The sequence below is a fragment of the Cupriavidus oxalaticus genome, assembly GCF_004768545.1.
Taxonomy (GTDB): domain Bacteria; phylum Pseudomonadota; class Gammaproteobacteria; order Burkholderiales; family Burkholderiaceae; genus Cupriavidus; species Cupriavidus oxalaticus_A.
This window is the reverse complement of sequence record NZ_CP038635.1, coordinates 3,100,821-3,115,370: the sequence shown is the minus strand read 5'-3', so window position 1 is coordinate 3,115,370 and position 14,550 is coordinate 3,100,821. Positions and strand designations below refer to the sequence as shown.

The window sequence follows — 14,550 nt, the reverse complement described above, 5'->3', positions numbered from 1 at the left end:
CTCCCCACTCCCGCCTGCGGGGAGTGTAGGGGGGCCAAACCTCAGCCCGTCAAAATCAAACCAGCGCCCGGATCGCGCCCAGATTCCGCCAATACCCCTTGGCATCCATCCCGCACCCGAACACATAGCGATCCGGCACCGCAAAGCCGCAGAAGTCCGGGTGCATCGGCTTGAGCTTGGTCAGCGTCTTCTCGCACAGCACCGCCGCGTGGAATTCCCTGGCGCCCATTTCCATGATGCGCTCGCGGATCGCGGCCATGGTCTCGCCTTCATCCAGGATGTCGTCCAGCACCAGCACCACGCGGTCCTTGACCGACTCGCGCGGGGCCACGCGCCATTGCATCTCGCCGCCAACGGTCTTGTTGTTGTAGCGGGAGAGGTGGATGTAGTCGAACTCCAGCGGGAACGCCAGCTTGGGCAGCAGCATGCCGGTGAACACCACCGCGCCGCCCATCACGGACAGCACCAGCGGGAAGGCATCGCCCATCTTGGCGGTGATCTCGGCGGCCATGCGGTCCAGCGATGCCTGGACTTCCTCGGCCGAGACGATTTCTTCGGAGTTGGCCCACAGTTCGCGGGCCTGTACGGCGCTCATCATGATGTCTTTCCTGTCCTTTTGCGGGGGAGGCGGATAACGCTGCAGCGTGCGCTCAGCGGTTGAAGAGGCCCTTCATGCCGCCCTTCATCGCGCCCATCTGGCGCATCATCTTCATCATGCCGCCGCCCTTGAGCTTTTTCATCATGGATTGCATCTGGTCGAACTGGTTCAGCAAGCGGTTGACTTCCTGAACCGGCACGCCGGCGCCCGCGGCAATGCGGCGCTTGCGGCTGGCCTTGATCAGGTCGGGCTTGGCGCGCTCGGCCGGCGTCATGCTGTTGATGATGCCTTCCATGCGGGCCACCTGCTTCTCGGCCTGGTCCATGTTGGCGCCCTGCGCCTGCTGGGCGAACTGCGCCGGCAGCTTGTCGACCAGGCTGGCCATGCCGCCCATCTTCTTCATCTGGCCGATCTGCGCCTTGAAGTCTTCCAGGTCGAAATCGCCGGTCTTCTTGATCTTCTTGGCCAGCTTCTCGGCCGCTTCCATGTCGACACCGCGCTGGGCTTCCTCGACCAGCGCCATGATGTCGCCCATGCCCAGGATGCGCTGGGCCATGCGGTCCGGGAAGAACGGCTCCAGCCCGTCCAGCTTTTCGCCGACGCCGACGAACTTGATCGGCCGGCCGGTGATGTGGCGCACCGACAGCGCGGCACCGCCGCGCGCATCGCCGTCCAGCTTGGTCAGCACCACGCCGGTCAGCGGCAGGGTGTCGTTGAAGGCCTTGGCGGTGTTGACCGCGTCCTGGCCGAGCATGGCGTCGACCACGAACAGGGTCTCGGCGGGCTTCAGCTCGGCGTGCAGCGCGGCGATTTCCTGCATCATCAATTCGTCGATGCCCAGGCGGCCGGCCGTATCGACGATCAGCACGTCGTGGTAGTGCTTGCGCGCCCAGTCCACCGCCGCGCGGGCGATCTCGACCGGCTTCTGGTCCGGCTGCGACGGGAAGAAGTCGGCGCCGACTTGCTCGGAAACGGTCTTCAGCTGGGCGATAGCGGCGGGGCGGTAGACGTCGCAAGAGACCGTCAGGATTTTCTTCTTCTTGTTTTCCTTGAGCCACTTCGCCAGCTTGCCGACCGTTGTGGTCTTGCCGGCACCCTGCAGGCCGGCCATCAGGATGATGGCGGGCGGCTGCACGTTCAGGTTCAGCTCGGCTTCCTTGTTATTGCCGCCGGCGGCCTCGGCGCCGCCGATGACCGAAGTCAGCTCGCGCTGGACCACGCCGACCAGCGCCTGGCCCGGCGTGAGGCTGGTGATCACATCCTCGCCCAGCGCCTTTTCCTTGACGCGGGCGATGAATTCGCGCACGACCGGCAGCGCCACGTCGGCTTCGAGCATGGCAAGGCGCACTTCGCGCAGCATCTCGGCGGTGTTGGCCTCGGTCAGGCGCGCCTCGCCGCGCATGGTCTTGACCACGCGCGCCAGGCGTTGAGTGAGATTGTCCAGCATGGCAGGAATCGGGGGGAGATATCGGAGCAGGAGCTCGGTCTGGAATCGGGGCAGACCCGTGCCGGTTGCAGGGCCGGAGCACCGGTTCAACCGGCCGCCACCGTCCGTGGGCACTAAGGTAAACTGCGCAAATGGTCATTGTACTGTATGCCTTGACGGCACTTCTCTATTGCGGCCTGGCCTGGCACGGCTGGGCCACGCGCCATGCCGGCGTTGCCTCCACGGCCGCCAAGGCGGGACAGGCCGGCGGCGCGGCCTCGGCCGTGCTGGTCGCCGGCGGGCCCGGCAACACCCTGCCACCTGCGGGCGGCGCGCACGGCGAGGGCCGGCCCGCCTGGTGGCACGTGCTGATGCTGGCGGCACTGGCCAGCCACGGCATGCTGCTGCACGAAACCATCTTCCCGGCCGAGCGCATGATGTTCGGCTTTGCCTTCGCGCTTTCGGCCATGCTGTGGCTGGGCGTTGGCATCTACTGGATCGAGAGCTTCTTCTTCTCGCTGGCCGGGCTGGGGCTGATCGTGATCCCCGTCGCGCTGGTCGCCAGCCTGATGCCGCTGGCCTTTCCCGGCTCGCAGATCCTGGGCTATGCCGCGCAGCCGCTGTTCAAGCTGCACTTCATCATCGCCAACGTGGCGTACGGGCTGTTCACGCTGGCGGCGTTCCATGCCTTCCTGATGCTGCTGGCCGAGCGCCGGCTGCACGGTTTCCGCCACGCGCCGGCGCGCCCGGCCGATGGCAAGGCCGCGCAAACCGGCCAGTGGCTGGGCCGCTGGCTGGACCTGCTGCCGCCGCTGCTGACGCTGGAGAAGCTGCTGTTCCGCCTGATCGGCGCCGGCTTCGTTCTGCTGACACTGACGATCGGCTCGGGCCTGCTGTTTTCCGAAGAACTGTTCGGCCGCGCTTTCCGGATGGACCACAAGACTGTGTTCGCGCTGATCTCGTGGGCCATGTTCGGCGGCATCCTGGCAGGGCGCATCTTCCGCGGCTGGCGCGGCAAGGTGGCGCTGCGCTGGGTCATCGCCTCGTTCGGCATCCTGCTGCTGGCCTATGTCGGCAGCCGCTTTGTAATTGAAGTGGTCCTCCACCGTTTCTGAGACACCATGGCACGTATCCTGATCCTGCTGGCCGTGGTGCTGGGCGTCTTCTGGTGGCTGCGCGCCCGCGCCGAAGCGCGGCTGGCGCAGCAACGCGCCCGGCAGCAAGCCAGCGAAAGCGCCGCCCGGTCCAGCGCCAACGCCCGGCAAACCGAATCCGCCGAACCGATGGTCCAGTGCGCCCAGTGCGGCGTGCACCTGCCGCAAGGCGAGGCCATCGCCTGGCGCGGCCTGCACTACTGCCGCCGCAGCCACTTGCCTGACGAGGCCAGCCACACCGACGGCGGCGGCGCGCGCCCATGATCGAGCCGGCGCTGTCAGGCTGGCAGCGGCTCAATGCCTGGCGCGGCCTGGCGCAGCTGTGGCGCCAGCCTGAACCGCCCGAATTCCACTGGCGCCTGCTGCGCTATTTCTGCTGGACCCGCGTCGCCGTGGGCCTGCTGCTGCTCGGCTACGCGCTGATGCGGCGCGGCGAGCCTGCCCCAACGTCATTGCCGCCTTCGCTGCTGCCGGATTTGTCCTTCGGGATGGCCGGCGTCGAACATGCGGCGGCCATGACGGTCGCCGTGCCTTACCTTGGCATTGCGCTGGCGATGCTCGCCGGCACGCTGTGGCGCCGCCATTTCCACCTGCGCGTGCGCGTGCAGGTGCTGGCCGACCTGGCGCTGCTGGCGCTGGTCTTCCACGCCATCGGCCACCCGGCCAGCCAGGGCCAGGCCGACGGCCTCGCCATGATCTTCCTGCTGCCCGCGCTCGAAGCCGGTGCGCTCACCAGCCTGCCGTTCGCGCTCTTTGCCGCGTCGATCTCCGCGCTGGTGGTGATGGGCGGACCGTTCATGCACACAATCCTGCTGCGCCAGGCCGATGCCGGGCTGCTGGGCTCGGGCCTGTTCGGCCTGGTGTTCATGATCGCGGCGCTGCTGATGTATATGCTGGCCAACCGCCAGATCGCGCAGGAGCGGCTGGCGCTGGTGCGCGAGCAGGAATTGCGCATGCAGCAGCTGGTCAACCGGCTGATGGTCAACGACATGCAGGACGGCGTGATGCTGGTGCGCGCCAACGGCGCCGTGGTGGCGGCCAACCCGGCGGCGGTGGTGCTGCTGGGCGTGCAGGCGCATGAGCGCATCTATTCGCGCCGGCTGGGGGCATCGGCGGAGCAGGGCAGTGGCGGCGGCACCGATGCCGTGCTGTTCGACCTGCGCCGCATCCCGCGCCTGCAGCCGCTGATGGAAATGCTGCGCGACTGGCTGCGCAGCAAGGACGACGTGCCGCGCATCCTGCAGCTGCTGCCGATGGCGTCCGGCACCGCGCTGGCCGACGGTACCATGCAGCACACCCGGTTGCGGCTGCGCTTCGTGCTGCCGGGGCTGGCGGGGTTGCGCTCGACGCTGGCGCAGGGGCGCACGGTGCCGTCGCAACTCGACACCGCCGCGTGGAACGAGCTCTCGCCCGAGGCCGCCGCCCGCCTGCGCCTGGCCATTGCGCAGAACGAGGCCATGGCCTGGTCGCAGGAAGACGAAGCGCTGCTGCGCAGCGAGATGCGCGACACCGTGCTGGTTCATATCGAAAGCTGGGAGCGCATCGCCGAACAGGTGCAGCAGGAAAAGCTGGCCGCGATGGGCCGGCTGGTGGCCAGCATCGCGCACCAGATCCGCAACCCGCTGGCGGCGATCAGCCAGGCCAGCGAACTGCTGGCCGATTCCGCGCGGCAGGAGCCTGGCGCGGCGGACAGCGGCGCGGACGTCGACATCGACGCTCGCCTGCTGCGCATCATCAACGACAACGTGCGCCGGCTCGATCAGGTGGTGTCCGACGTGCTGCAGATGTCGCGCCGCCCGCGCACCGGCCGCAGCACCGTGCACCTGGCGCAGGCGCTGCCCGAGATCGTCGAGCGCTGGCGCCTGGAAATGCGCTCGCGCCGCCCGCACGCCGGCGAGACCCGCCCGGCCGGCCGCGCCGACGTCAACGCCAACGCCATCCGCCTGACCGTCGACGTGGCCCAGCCGGTGGTGTTCGACGCCGCGCAGTTGCAACAGGTGCTGGGCAACCTGCTCGACAACGCCTGGCGCTACTGCAGCCGGCTGCCCGGCTCGATCCGGCTGCTGGCGCACGCGCTGGACCAGCATCACGCCGAGCTGATCGTCTGGAACGACGGCGCCGAGGTCTCGCGCGAGCACCAGCGCAGCCTGTTCGAACCCTTCTTTACCAGCAACGCCCAGGGCACCGGCCTGGGCCTGTTCATGGCACGCGAGCTGTGCGGCGCCAACGATGCGCAAGTACGCTACGGCGCGGTCTCGGTGCCGGCGCTGCTCGAGCGCACCGGCGTGCTGGCCGCCGCTGCGCGCGATACACTGCCGGCCAAAGCCTTTGTCCTGACGCTGCGCATCGAGACCGCCGACGCGGCCGTCGCATGAACGGCGTCCGCCCATCCACACCCGCCACCATGCCATCCCGTACGCCCGATCCCATCCTCGTCATCGACGACGAGGCCGACCTGCGCGAGCTGCTCGACATCTCCATCCGGCGCATGGGCCATGACGTGGTGCTGGCCGGCTCGCTGGCCGAGGCGCGGCAGAAGCTGGCGCAGGGCCGCTACAGCCTGGTGCTGACCGACATGCGGCTGGGCGACGGCCTGGGCATCGAGATCGTGCGGCAGCTGTCGGCCGCGCCCGAGCGCATCCCGGTGGCGGTCATCACCGCCTACGGCAGCGCCGACAACGCTGTCGAGGCGCTCAAGGCCGGCGCCTTCGACTACATCGCCAAGCCGGTCTCGCTGGAGCAGCTGCGCAGCCTGGTGCTCAACGCGCTCGGCCGCCAGCAGCGCGACAGCAGCGAAGCCGATGCCGGCGGCAGCGCCGGCGCGGACGCTGCCGCCGACCGCGCCGCGGCGTTGCTGCCCGGCCATTCCGCCGCCATGCACGAGGTGCGCCGCTCGCTGTCGCGGCTGGCGCGCAGCATGGCCCCGGTGGTCATCAGCGGCGAATCGGGCAGCGGCAAGGAGCGCGCCGCGCGCGCCATCCACGCGATCAGCGCGCGCGCTTCGCACCCGTTTATCGCGGTCAACTGCGGCGCCATCCCCGAGACGCTGATGGAGTCGGAGTTCTTCGGCCACGTCAAAGGCGCCTTCACTGGCGCCGATGGCGAGCGGGGCGGCTTTTTCCATGCCGCCAACGGCGGCACGCTGCTGCTCGACGAGGTGGCCGACCTGCCGCTGGCCATGCAGGTCAAGCTGCTGCGCGCGCTGCAGGAGCGCCGCGTGCGCAAGATCGGCGCCAGCCGCGAAGATGCCGTGGACGTGCGCGTGATGTGCGCCAGCCACAAGGACCTGGCCGCGATGGTCGCCGCCGGCCAGTTCCGCCAGGACCTGTATTACCGCCTGAACGTGCTGGCGCTGCGCATGCCCACGCTGCGCGAGCGTGGCGAAGACATCCCGGTGCTGGCGCGCGCCATCCTGGACCACCTGGCGGTGCGCTATGGCGACCCGCATCCCAAGCGCCTGGCGCCGGCCGCGCTGGAGCAGCTGGCCGCCTACCGCTTCCCGGGCAACGTCCGCGAACTGGAAAACCTGCTCGAGCGTGCCTACGCCTTTGCCGAGAGCGAGCAGATCGAGGTGGCCGACCTCGGCCCGCTGGATGCCGGCGCGCCCGGCGCCGGGCTGATGGCCCCCGCGCCCACGATGGCGTCACCGGTCCCTGCGACCCAGTACGCCCCCTGGGGCGCGCCGGGCATGTGGGCGCCGATGCCGCCCGCGGCGACACCCACGCCCGCAGCCGTGGCCGAACCTGCTGCCGCGCCACAGGTTGCCGCACCGCCCGCCACCCAGCCCGAACCCGAGGGCGACGCCACCGAGCGCGCCTGCCGCGGCATCGTCTTCCCAATCGACCTGCCGGCCCGGCTCGAAGCCGTGGAGCGCGAACTGATTTTGCAGGCACTGGCGCAGACCAACTTCAACCGCACCGCTGCCGCGCCGCTGCTCGGCCTGAACCTGCGCCAGCTGCGCTACCGCATCCAGCAGCTTGGCATCCGCGAAGCCATGGACGCCGCTGACCGCGGCGTGGCCGAGAACAACGGCGACGGCGCGGGCGAGGGCACGCCATGACGAGGCCCAGCCAGCCCAATCTGCCTGCACAGGTGCGTGCCTTCCTCCCAGACGCAGACGGCTGGGTACCCGCCGCCCGCCGCGTGCCGTCGCCCAATTTCGACGAACGGCCCACCGGCATGCCCGTGGACCTGGTGGTGCTGCACAACATCAGCCTGCCGCCCGGCCAGTTCGGCAGCGGCGACATCGAAGCGTTCTTCCAGAACCGGCTCGACCCGGACAAGCACCCGTTCTTCGCCACCATCCACCAGGTCCAGGTGTCCGCGCACTTCCTGGTGACGCGGCAGGGCGAGCTGGTGCAGTTCGTGCCGTGCACGCAGCGGGCCTGGCATGCCGGCCAGTCCGACTTCTTCGGCCGCACGCGCTGCAACGACTTCTCGATCGGCATCGAGATCGAGGGTTGCGACGACCTGCCGTTCACCCCCGCCCAGTACGACACCGTGGCCGCCCTGGTCCCGGCCCTGATGGCGGCCTACCCGGTGCGCGCGATTGCCGGCCACAGCGACATCGCCCCGGGGCGCAAGACCGATCCCGGCCCGCATTTCGACTGGGACCGCTTCGCCGCCGGTGCAGCAGTGCCGCCAGGCATGTTGCCCTATCGGCATACCACGGGGTGATGAATTCGTAACGTCATTCCCCATGGTCGTGCGCCCCTTTTTGGCACACATGCCCCAGGCAGGTTAGGGGCTATCGCATGCTCGCAACAATCAAAAAAATTTTTGTGAAATGTGCAGTTGCGAACGGTTTCGCTGAAACCCTTGTGTGTACTAGGCTCCCGGGCATGTGGCGCTGCCGCACGCGGCGGCCCGACCGCGAAACGACCCCGAAATAACGGTTGTCAAGACTGGTCATTCGGATTCGTTTCACTATACTTAGCCAAGTTTTCAGCAGTACCCACTATATCTAGTAGTCAAACCGGGGAGCTGGCCCAAGTGTGAGGTGCCGGTTGCACAGCGAGTGCAACCCGTCCGGAAACCTCCGCAAAGCTAGCGAATCACAAAGAGTCCCTGGCGAAATGTTCACGCAAAGGCAGTTTGTCCGTGCGCGGTCACACCGAAACGGATCCTTCTTTCCGCCGCATTTCGCCAGGGACTCTTTTGTCTCTTAAATCCAGGGTAAAAACAGGACTTCACATGCAAACGGCCCAGAACGAACTCACCACGGGTGGCGCCGCCGCCGGCGTTGCCAGCCAGGCACCCAACGCACAGACCTCCAGCGCCGCTTCCACCAGCTACCCGGATCACAAGATCATCCGTCGCAACGGCGCCGTGGTGGCGTTCGAGCCGTCCAAGATCAACGTCGCCATGACCAAGGCCTTCCTCGCCGTCAACGGCGGGCAGGGCGCAGCTTCCGCGCGCGTGCGCGAGATCGTCGAGCAACTGACCGACAGCGTGGTGCGCGCGCTGGTGCGTAGCCGCCCGAGCGGTGGCGCCATCCATATCGAAGACGTGCAGGACCACGTCGAGCTGGCCCTGATGCGCTCGGGCGAGCATGAAGTGGCCCGCGCCTACGTGCTGTACCGCGAGAAGCGCGCCCAGGAGCGCGCCAGCGCCAGCGCCCAGGCCGTGGCCCGCGTGCAGCAGTCCGGCATCCAGATCAATGTGACAGACGCCGGCGTGGCCAAGCCGCTGGACATCGTCGCGCTGCACGCCCTGATCGACAACGCCTGCTCCGGTTTGGGCGATGCGGTCAGCGCCGAGCCGATCCTGAAGGAAACCCTGAAGAACCTGTACGAAGGCGTGCCGATGACGCAGGTGTACGACTCCGCCATCCTGGCTGCGCGTACCCTGATCGAAAAGGACCCCAACTACAGCCAGGTCACCGCCCGTATCCTGCTGCACACCATCCGCAAGGAAATCCTGGGCGCCGAAGTGACCCAGACGGAGATGTCGGCCCGCTACGTCGAGTACTTCCCCAAGTTCATCGCCCGCGGCATCGAAGCCGAGCTGCTGGACGAAAAGCTGGCCACCTATGACCTGGCCCGCCTGGGCGCCGCGCTCGACGCCGGCCGCGACTTCCAGTTCAACTACCTGGGCCTGCAGACCCTGTACGACCGCTACTTCCTGCATATCGATGAAACCCGCATCGAAATGCCGCAGGCCTTCTTCATGCGCGTGGCCATGGGCCTGGCGCTGAACGAGAAGGACCGCGAAGCGCGCGCCATCGAGTTCTACCAGCTGCTGTCGTCGTTCGACTTCATGTCGTCCACGCCGACCCTGTTCAACTCCGGCACCCGCCGCTCGCAGCTGTCGTCGTGCTACCTGACCACCGTGTCGGACGACCTGGAAGGCATCTACGAAGCGCTGAAGGAAAACGCGCTGCTGTCCAAGTTCGCCGGCGGCCTGGGCAATGACTGGACCAACGTGCGCGCACTGGGCTCGCACATCAAGGGCACCAACGGCAAGTCGCAGGGCGTGGTCCCGTTCCTGAAGGTGGTGAACGACACCGCCGTGGCCGTGAACCAGGGCGGCAAGCGCAAGGGCGCCGTCTGCGCTTACCTGGAAACGTGGCACCTGGACATCGAAGAATTCCTGGAGCTGCGCAAGAACACCGGCGACGACCGCCGCCGCACCCACGACATGAACACGGCCAACTGGATCCCGGACCTGTTCATGAAGCGCGTGATGGAAGGCGGCGAGTGGACCCTGTTCTCGCCCGCCACCTGCCCGGACCTGCACGACAAGGTCGGAAAGGAATTCGAAAAGGCCTACCTGGGCTATGAAGCCAAGGCCGCCAGCGGCGAACTGAAGCTGTTCAAGAAGCTGCCCGCGCTGCAACTGTGGCGCAAGATGCTGGGCATGCTGTTCGAGACCGGCCACCCGTGGATCACCTTCAAGGATCCTTGCAACATCCGCAGCCCGCAGCAGCACGTCGGCGTCGTCCACAGCTCCAACCTGTGCACGGAAATCACGCTGAACACCAACGACAGCGAAATCGCCGTCTGCAACCTGGGCTCGGTCAACCTGGTGGCCCACCTGGCCAGGCAGGCCGACGGCTCGTACGCGCTCGACCACGCCAAGCTGCAGAAGACCATCCGCACCGCCATGCGGATGCTGGATAACGTCATCGACATCAACTACTACGCTGTCGACAAGGCGCGCAATTCCAACCTGCGCCATCGTCCGGTCGGCATGGGCATCATGGGCTTCCAGGACTGCCTGCACGTGCTGCGCACGCCGTACGCAAGCAAGGCCGCGGTGCAGTTCGCCGACACCTCGATGGAAGCGGTGTGCTACTACGCCTACCAGGCTTCGACCGAGCTGGCCGAAGAGCGCGGCCGCTACAGCACCTACGAAGGCTCGCTGTGGGACCGTGGCATCCTGCCGCAAGATTCGCTCAAGCTGCTGGCCGAAGAGCGCGGCGGCTACCTGGAAGTGGACCTGTCCAGCACCATGGACTGGGACAGCCTGCGCGCCCGCATCAAGCAGCACGGCATGCGCAACTCGAACTGCATCGCGATCGCCCCGACCGCGACCATTTCGAACATCATCGGCGTGTCCGCTTGCATCGAGCCGACCTTCCAGAACCTGTACGTCAAGTCCAACCTGTCGGGCGAGTTCACCGTGGTCAATGACTACCTGGTGCGCGACCTGAAGGAACGCGGCCTGTGGGACGAGGTGATGGTTGCCGACCTGAAGTACTTCGACGGCTCGCTGTCGCGCATCGACCGCATTCCGCAAGACCTGCGCGACATCTACGCCACCGCGTTTGAAGTCGAGCCGACCTGGCTGGTGGAAGCCGCCAGCCGCCGCCAGAAGTGGATCGACCAGGCCCAGTCGCTGAACATCTACATGGCCGGCGCGTCGGGCAAGAAGCTGGACGACACCTACAAGCTGGCATGGGTGCGCGGCCTGAAGACCACGTACTACCTGCGCACCATGGCTGCCACGCACGTGGAGAAGTCCACCGTGTCGCGCGGCTCGCTGAACGCGGTGTCGTCGGGCAGCGACAGCGGCTCGGCCCTGGACGCAGCGGCCGCCTCGGCCCCGGCCATGCCGGAAGCCGAAGGCGCGGTCTGCACGATGCGCCCGGGCGACCCCGGCTTCGAAGAGTGCGAAGCCTGCCAGTAAGTCTTACCTAGCCCTCGGTTCCTCCCCTCTCCCGCAAGCGGGAGAGGGGCCGGGGGAGAGGGCCGGCGCCACCACGAAGTGCAAAGTCAAAAACACTGAAACCGCCGCCCCCAAACCGAATCACGGAGAACCACATCATGCTGAGCTGGGACGACGACGTTCAAGCCACCCCGCAGGCCGCACCGCAGCCTGCCCTGCAACCCGCTGCATCGGCTGCCACCGCTGACCAGCAAGGCGTCCTGCCGTCGAGCGCCACGCAAGCCGGCATCCTGGGCAACAACCCCAACGCCGCCGCCGCGCAAAGCAACCGCCGCGTCAACGCCGCCGACAAGCGCGTGATCAACGGCTCGACCGACGTCAACCAGCTCGTCCCGTTCAAGTACAAGTGGGCGTGGGAAAAGTACCTGGCCGGCTGCGCCAACCACTGGATGCCGCAGGAAATCAACATGTCCCGCGACATCGCCACGTGGAAAGACCCCAACGGCCTGACCGAGGACGAGCGCCGCATCATCAAGCGCAACCTCGGCTTCTTCGTCACTGCCGACTCGCTGGCCGCCAACAACATCGTGCTGGGCACCTACCGCCAGATCACCGCGCCGGAATGCCGCCAGTACCTGCTGCGCCAGGCCTTTGAAGAGGCCATCCACACGCACGCCTACCAGTACATCGTTGAATCGCTGGGCCTGAACGAAGCCGAGATCTTCAACGCGTACCACGAAGTGCAGTCGATCCGCGACAAGGACGAGTTCCTGATCCCGTTCATCGACACGCTGACCGACCCGTCGTTCAAGACCGGCACGCCGGAAAACGACCAGAAGCTGCTGAAGTCGCTGATCGTGTTCGCCTGCATCATGGAAGGGCTGTTCTTTTATGTGGGCTTCACGCAGATCCTGGCGATGGGGCGGCAGAACAAGATGACTGGGGCGGCGGAGCAGTATCAGTACATCCTGCGGGATGAGTCGCTGCACTGCAATTTTGGTATCGACCTGATTAATCAGATCAAGCTGGAGAATCCGCATCTTTGGACGGCGGAGTTCAAGGCCGAGATCACCGAACTGTTCAAGAAGGCGGTGGATCTGGAGTATCGCTATGCGGAAGACACGATGCCGCGTGGGGTGCTTGGTTTGAATGCGCCGATGTTCAAGTCGTATCTGCGGTTTATCTGCAATCGTCGTTGCCAGCAAATTGGTCTTGATCAGCTGTTCCCGAACGAGGAGAACCCGTTCCCGTGGATGAGCGAGATGATTGATCTGAAGAAGGAACGCAACTTCTTCGAGACGCGCGTCATTGAGTATCAGACGGGTGGGGCGTTGAGCTGGGATTGAGTTTTTTTGCTTTGATGATGAGAAATGGGAGCTGATGGCTCCCATTTTTTATGGACCTACCAAGACAAAAGGTGGCTGCAATCGGCCAGTTTGAGACATATCCCTACGCTCTTCGAATGTCCCATCTTGGCCAAAGCTGCCATTATGGGGCCTGAGTGGATACATTCTCAAAGCCCACGTTGTGTCGTAGGCCTTATAGGAAAAGAGTCCCGGCAAAGCCGGGACCCCCTCACTATCGATCAGTCTGCAAAGTCGGTAGCCTCGGACGAGCCCCTCCAGGTGTCGAGATCCTTTGCAACAGCGTTAGCTTTCGCAGCCGCAAGTTCATTGGCGATCTTGCCGGCGAACAGATGCAACGGCGCCGATTCGACCGCAGCGGCCTGCATGATCAGCAGGGCGAGCTTGTCAGGATCGCCGGCCTGATGGCCATGTAGAGTGTCGAGATGCAGGTCCAGCGAAGCCTTGGCCTCCGAGTAGTCGTCGATCTGTCGCTTGGCCACTGCGAGCGCACCGTTCGACAGAAAGTCCGTGCGCACAGGCCCCGGATAGACCACAGTGGCTCGGATACCCAGTTCCGCGACTTCCGCCGCCAGGGATTCCGTCAAGCCTGACAGTGCGAACTTGCTCGCGACGTAGCTGCCCCAGCCCGCATACCCGCCCTGGTAGCCCACGATGGAGGAGATGTTGATGATGTGCCCGCTGCGCTGGCGACGAAGCTGCGGCAGCGCATGGCGCAGTACAGCCATCGGTGCGAAGAAGTTGACCTCGAAATTGCCGCGCAGTTCGTCGTCGGACAGTGCCTCGACCGTGCCTTGCTGGGCATAGCCGGCATTGTTGACGACCACGTCGATCACGCCGAACCATTGCACTGTCTTCTCGACGGCCGCCTGGACACTGCGGTCGCTGGTCAGGTCAACTTCCAAAGGTAGAAAGCGGTCGGATGCGCCACCAAATGTCTCCGTCAGCGATGCGGCTATGCGGGACGTTGCCGCTACCCGGTGGCCTTGCTCCAGCAGGTGGGCAACGAGTTTCTGACCGACGCCCTTCGACGCGCCTGTGATGAACCATGTACGGGATGCTTGTTTCATGATGCAAATTCCTTCAGATAAATATGCGGTCAAGACGTTGATCAAGGCAGGGCCACGCTCATGCCACCGTCGGCCATGACCACGGCGCCGACGATAAAGCTGGCCTTTTCCGATGCGAGGAAGGCGATTACCTCGGCGATTTCCTTGGGCTGTGCCGCGCGGCGGATCGGTGCCTTCTTGCCATGCTCTGCGAGGAACGCCTGGCCGTCGGCATGGATGTGGTTGGTAATGTTGGTAATGACATCGCCGGAGCCCACCGCATTGACGCGAATGCCGTGTTCGATGGCTTCCAGCGAAAGGGCCCGCGTCAACTGCGCCAGCGCGCCCTTCGACGCCGCATAGGCCGCAATCAACGGAAAAGCCTGATAGCAGGCGTAGGACCCCACGTTGACGATGGCGCCTGTCTTTGCCGGCAGCATGGCGCGCATGGCTTCCCGCGAGAATAGGAAAGCGCCCGTGGCATTGACGGCCTGAATGCCATTCCAGTCTTCCAGCGACATGTCCACCAGTGGCTTGTTGATGATGACCGCCGCGTTGTTGACGAGGATGTCGAGCTTGCCAAACCGGTCGATTGCCGTGGCAACGGCCTGTACGGCACTTTCCTCGCGCGCCACGTCGGCGACGATGGGAACGATGCCAGGTCGCGCCAGTGCTTCCACGTTGCTGCTGCGGCCAACGGCAATCACATTCGCGCCTTCGGCGTGAAGCAGTTCGGTCGTGGCCAGGCCGATGCCACTGGCTGCACCGGTAACGATGGCGACCTTGCCTGCAAAGGCGCCGCCTGCCGTGTTTCGTGATGTCATGATGTTCTCCTGATTGATTTGGGTTC

At 65.8% G+C, this 14,550-nt stretch carries 11 protein-coding genes; 7 read left to right on the top strand and 4 right to left on the bottom strand.

Going from position 1 to position 14,550, the window contains the following annotated elements; all coding sequences use genetic code 11:
- Positions 1 to 55: 55 nt before the first annotated feature.
- Both E0W60_RS25265 and ffh read right to left on the bottom strand, forming a co-directional pair.
- Positions 56 to 598, bottom strand: coding sequence for a hypoxanthine-guanine phosphoribosyltransferase (locus tag E0W60_RS25265; RefSeq protein ID WP_133098438.1), 543 nt, complete (start codon positions 596 to 598; stop codon positions 56 to 58).
- Between the two features lie 52 nt (positions 599 to 650).
- Positions 651 to 2,045: a signal recognition particle protein gene (gene ffh, locus E0W60_RS25260; protein WP_135705965.1), complete on the bottom strand. Its 1,395-nt coding sequence runs from the start codon at positions 2,043 to 2,045 to the stop codon at positions 651 to 653.
- A gap of 131 nt (positions 2,046 to 2,176) precedes the next feature.
- Between ffh and E0W60_RS25255 the strand changes: the two genes are divergently transcribed.
- The 7 genes from E0W60_RS25255 (at position 2,177) to E0W60_RS25225 (ending at position 12,633) form a co-directional block, all read left to right on the top strand.
- Positions 2,177 to 3,139 (top strand): cytochrome C assembly family protein, encoded by a 963-nt coding sequence (locus E0W60_RS25255; protein WP_133098436.1) that lies wholly within the window; start codon positions 2,177 to 2,179, stop codon positions 3,137 to 3,139.
- A 6-nt stretch (positions 3,140 to 3,145) separates the two neighbouring features.
- On the top strand, positions 3,146 to 3,442 hold the full coding sequence (locus E0W60_RS25250) for a PP0621 family protein (RefSeq protein ID WP_133098435.1): 297 nt from the start codon (positions 3,146 to 3,148) through the stop codon (positions 3,440 to 3,442).
- Positions 3,439 to 5,553, top strand: coding sequence for a sensor histidine kinase (locus E0W60_RS25245; RefSeq protein WP_135705964.1), 2,115 nt, complete (start codon positions 3,439 to 3,441; stop codon positions 5,551 to 5,553). Before E0W60_RS25250 ends, E0W60_RS25245 begins: the two co-directional genes overlap by 4 nt.
- Before the next feature lie 29 nt (positions 5,554 to 5,582).
- Positions 5,583 to 7,238 carry a sigma-54-dependent transcriptional regulator gene (locus E0W60_RS25240; protein ID WP_135706314.1) on the top strand — a complete coding sequence of 552 codons (1,656 nt, stop codon included), beginning with the start codon at positions 5,583 to 5,585 and terminating at the stop codon, positions 7,236 to 7,238.
- A complete protein-coding gene (ampD, locus tag E0W60_RS25235) occupies positions 7,235 to 7,855 on the top strand; it encodes a 1,6-anhydro-N-acetylmuramyl-L-alanine amidase AmpD (RefSeq protein ID WP_135705963.1) in 621 nt (206 codons plus the stop codon). Before E0W60_RS25240 ends, ampD begins: the two co-directional genes overlap by 4 nt.
- 516 nt (positions 7,856 to 8,371) lie before the next feature.
- Positions 8,372 to 11,308: a ribonucleoside-diphosphate reductase subunit alpha gene (locus E0W60_RS25230; RefSeq protein ID WP_135705962.1), complete on the top strand. Its 2,937-nt coding sequence runs from the start codon at positions 8,372 to 8,374 to the stop codon at positions 11,306 to 11,308.
- Positions 11,309 to 11,445: 137 nt separating this feature from the next.
- The gene (locus E0W60_RS25225) at positions 11,446 to 12,633 is read left to right on the top strand and encodes a ribonucleotide-diphosphate reductase subunit beta (RefSeq protein ID WP_116318196.1); all 1,188 of its coding nucleotides are present in this window, start codon (positions 11,446 to 11,448) and stop codon (positions 12,631 to 12,633) included.
- 239 nt (positions 12,634 to 12,872) lie between these two features.
- On the opposite strand, the gene E0W60_RS25220 is transcribed toward E0W60_RS25225, so the two are convergent.
- Together E0W60_RS25220 and E0W60_RS25215 are read right to left on the bottom strand one after the other, a co-directional pair.
- The gene (locus E0W60_RS25220) at positions 12,873 to 13,721 is read right to left on the bottom strand and encodes an SDR family oxidoreductase (RefSeq protein WP_135705961.1); all 849 of its coding nucleotides are present in this window, start codon (positions 13,719 to 13,721) and stop codon (positions 12,873 to 12,875) included.
- A gap of 41 nt (positions 13,722 to 13,762) precedes the next feature.
- The gene (locus E0W60_RS25215) at positions 13,763 to 14,524 is read right to left on the bottom strand and encodes an SDR family NAD(P)-dependent oxidoreductase (RefSeq protein WP_135705960.1); all 762 of its coding nucleotides are present in this window, start codon (positions 14,522 to 14,524) and stop codon (positions 13,763 to 13,765) included.
- Between the last annotated feature and the right edge of the window lie 26 nt (positions 14,525 to 14,550).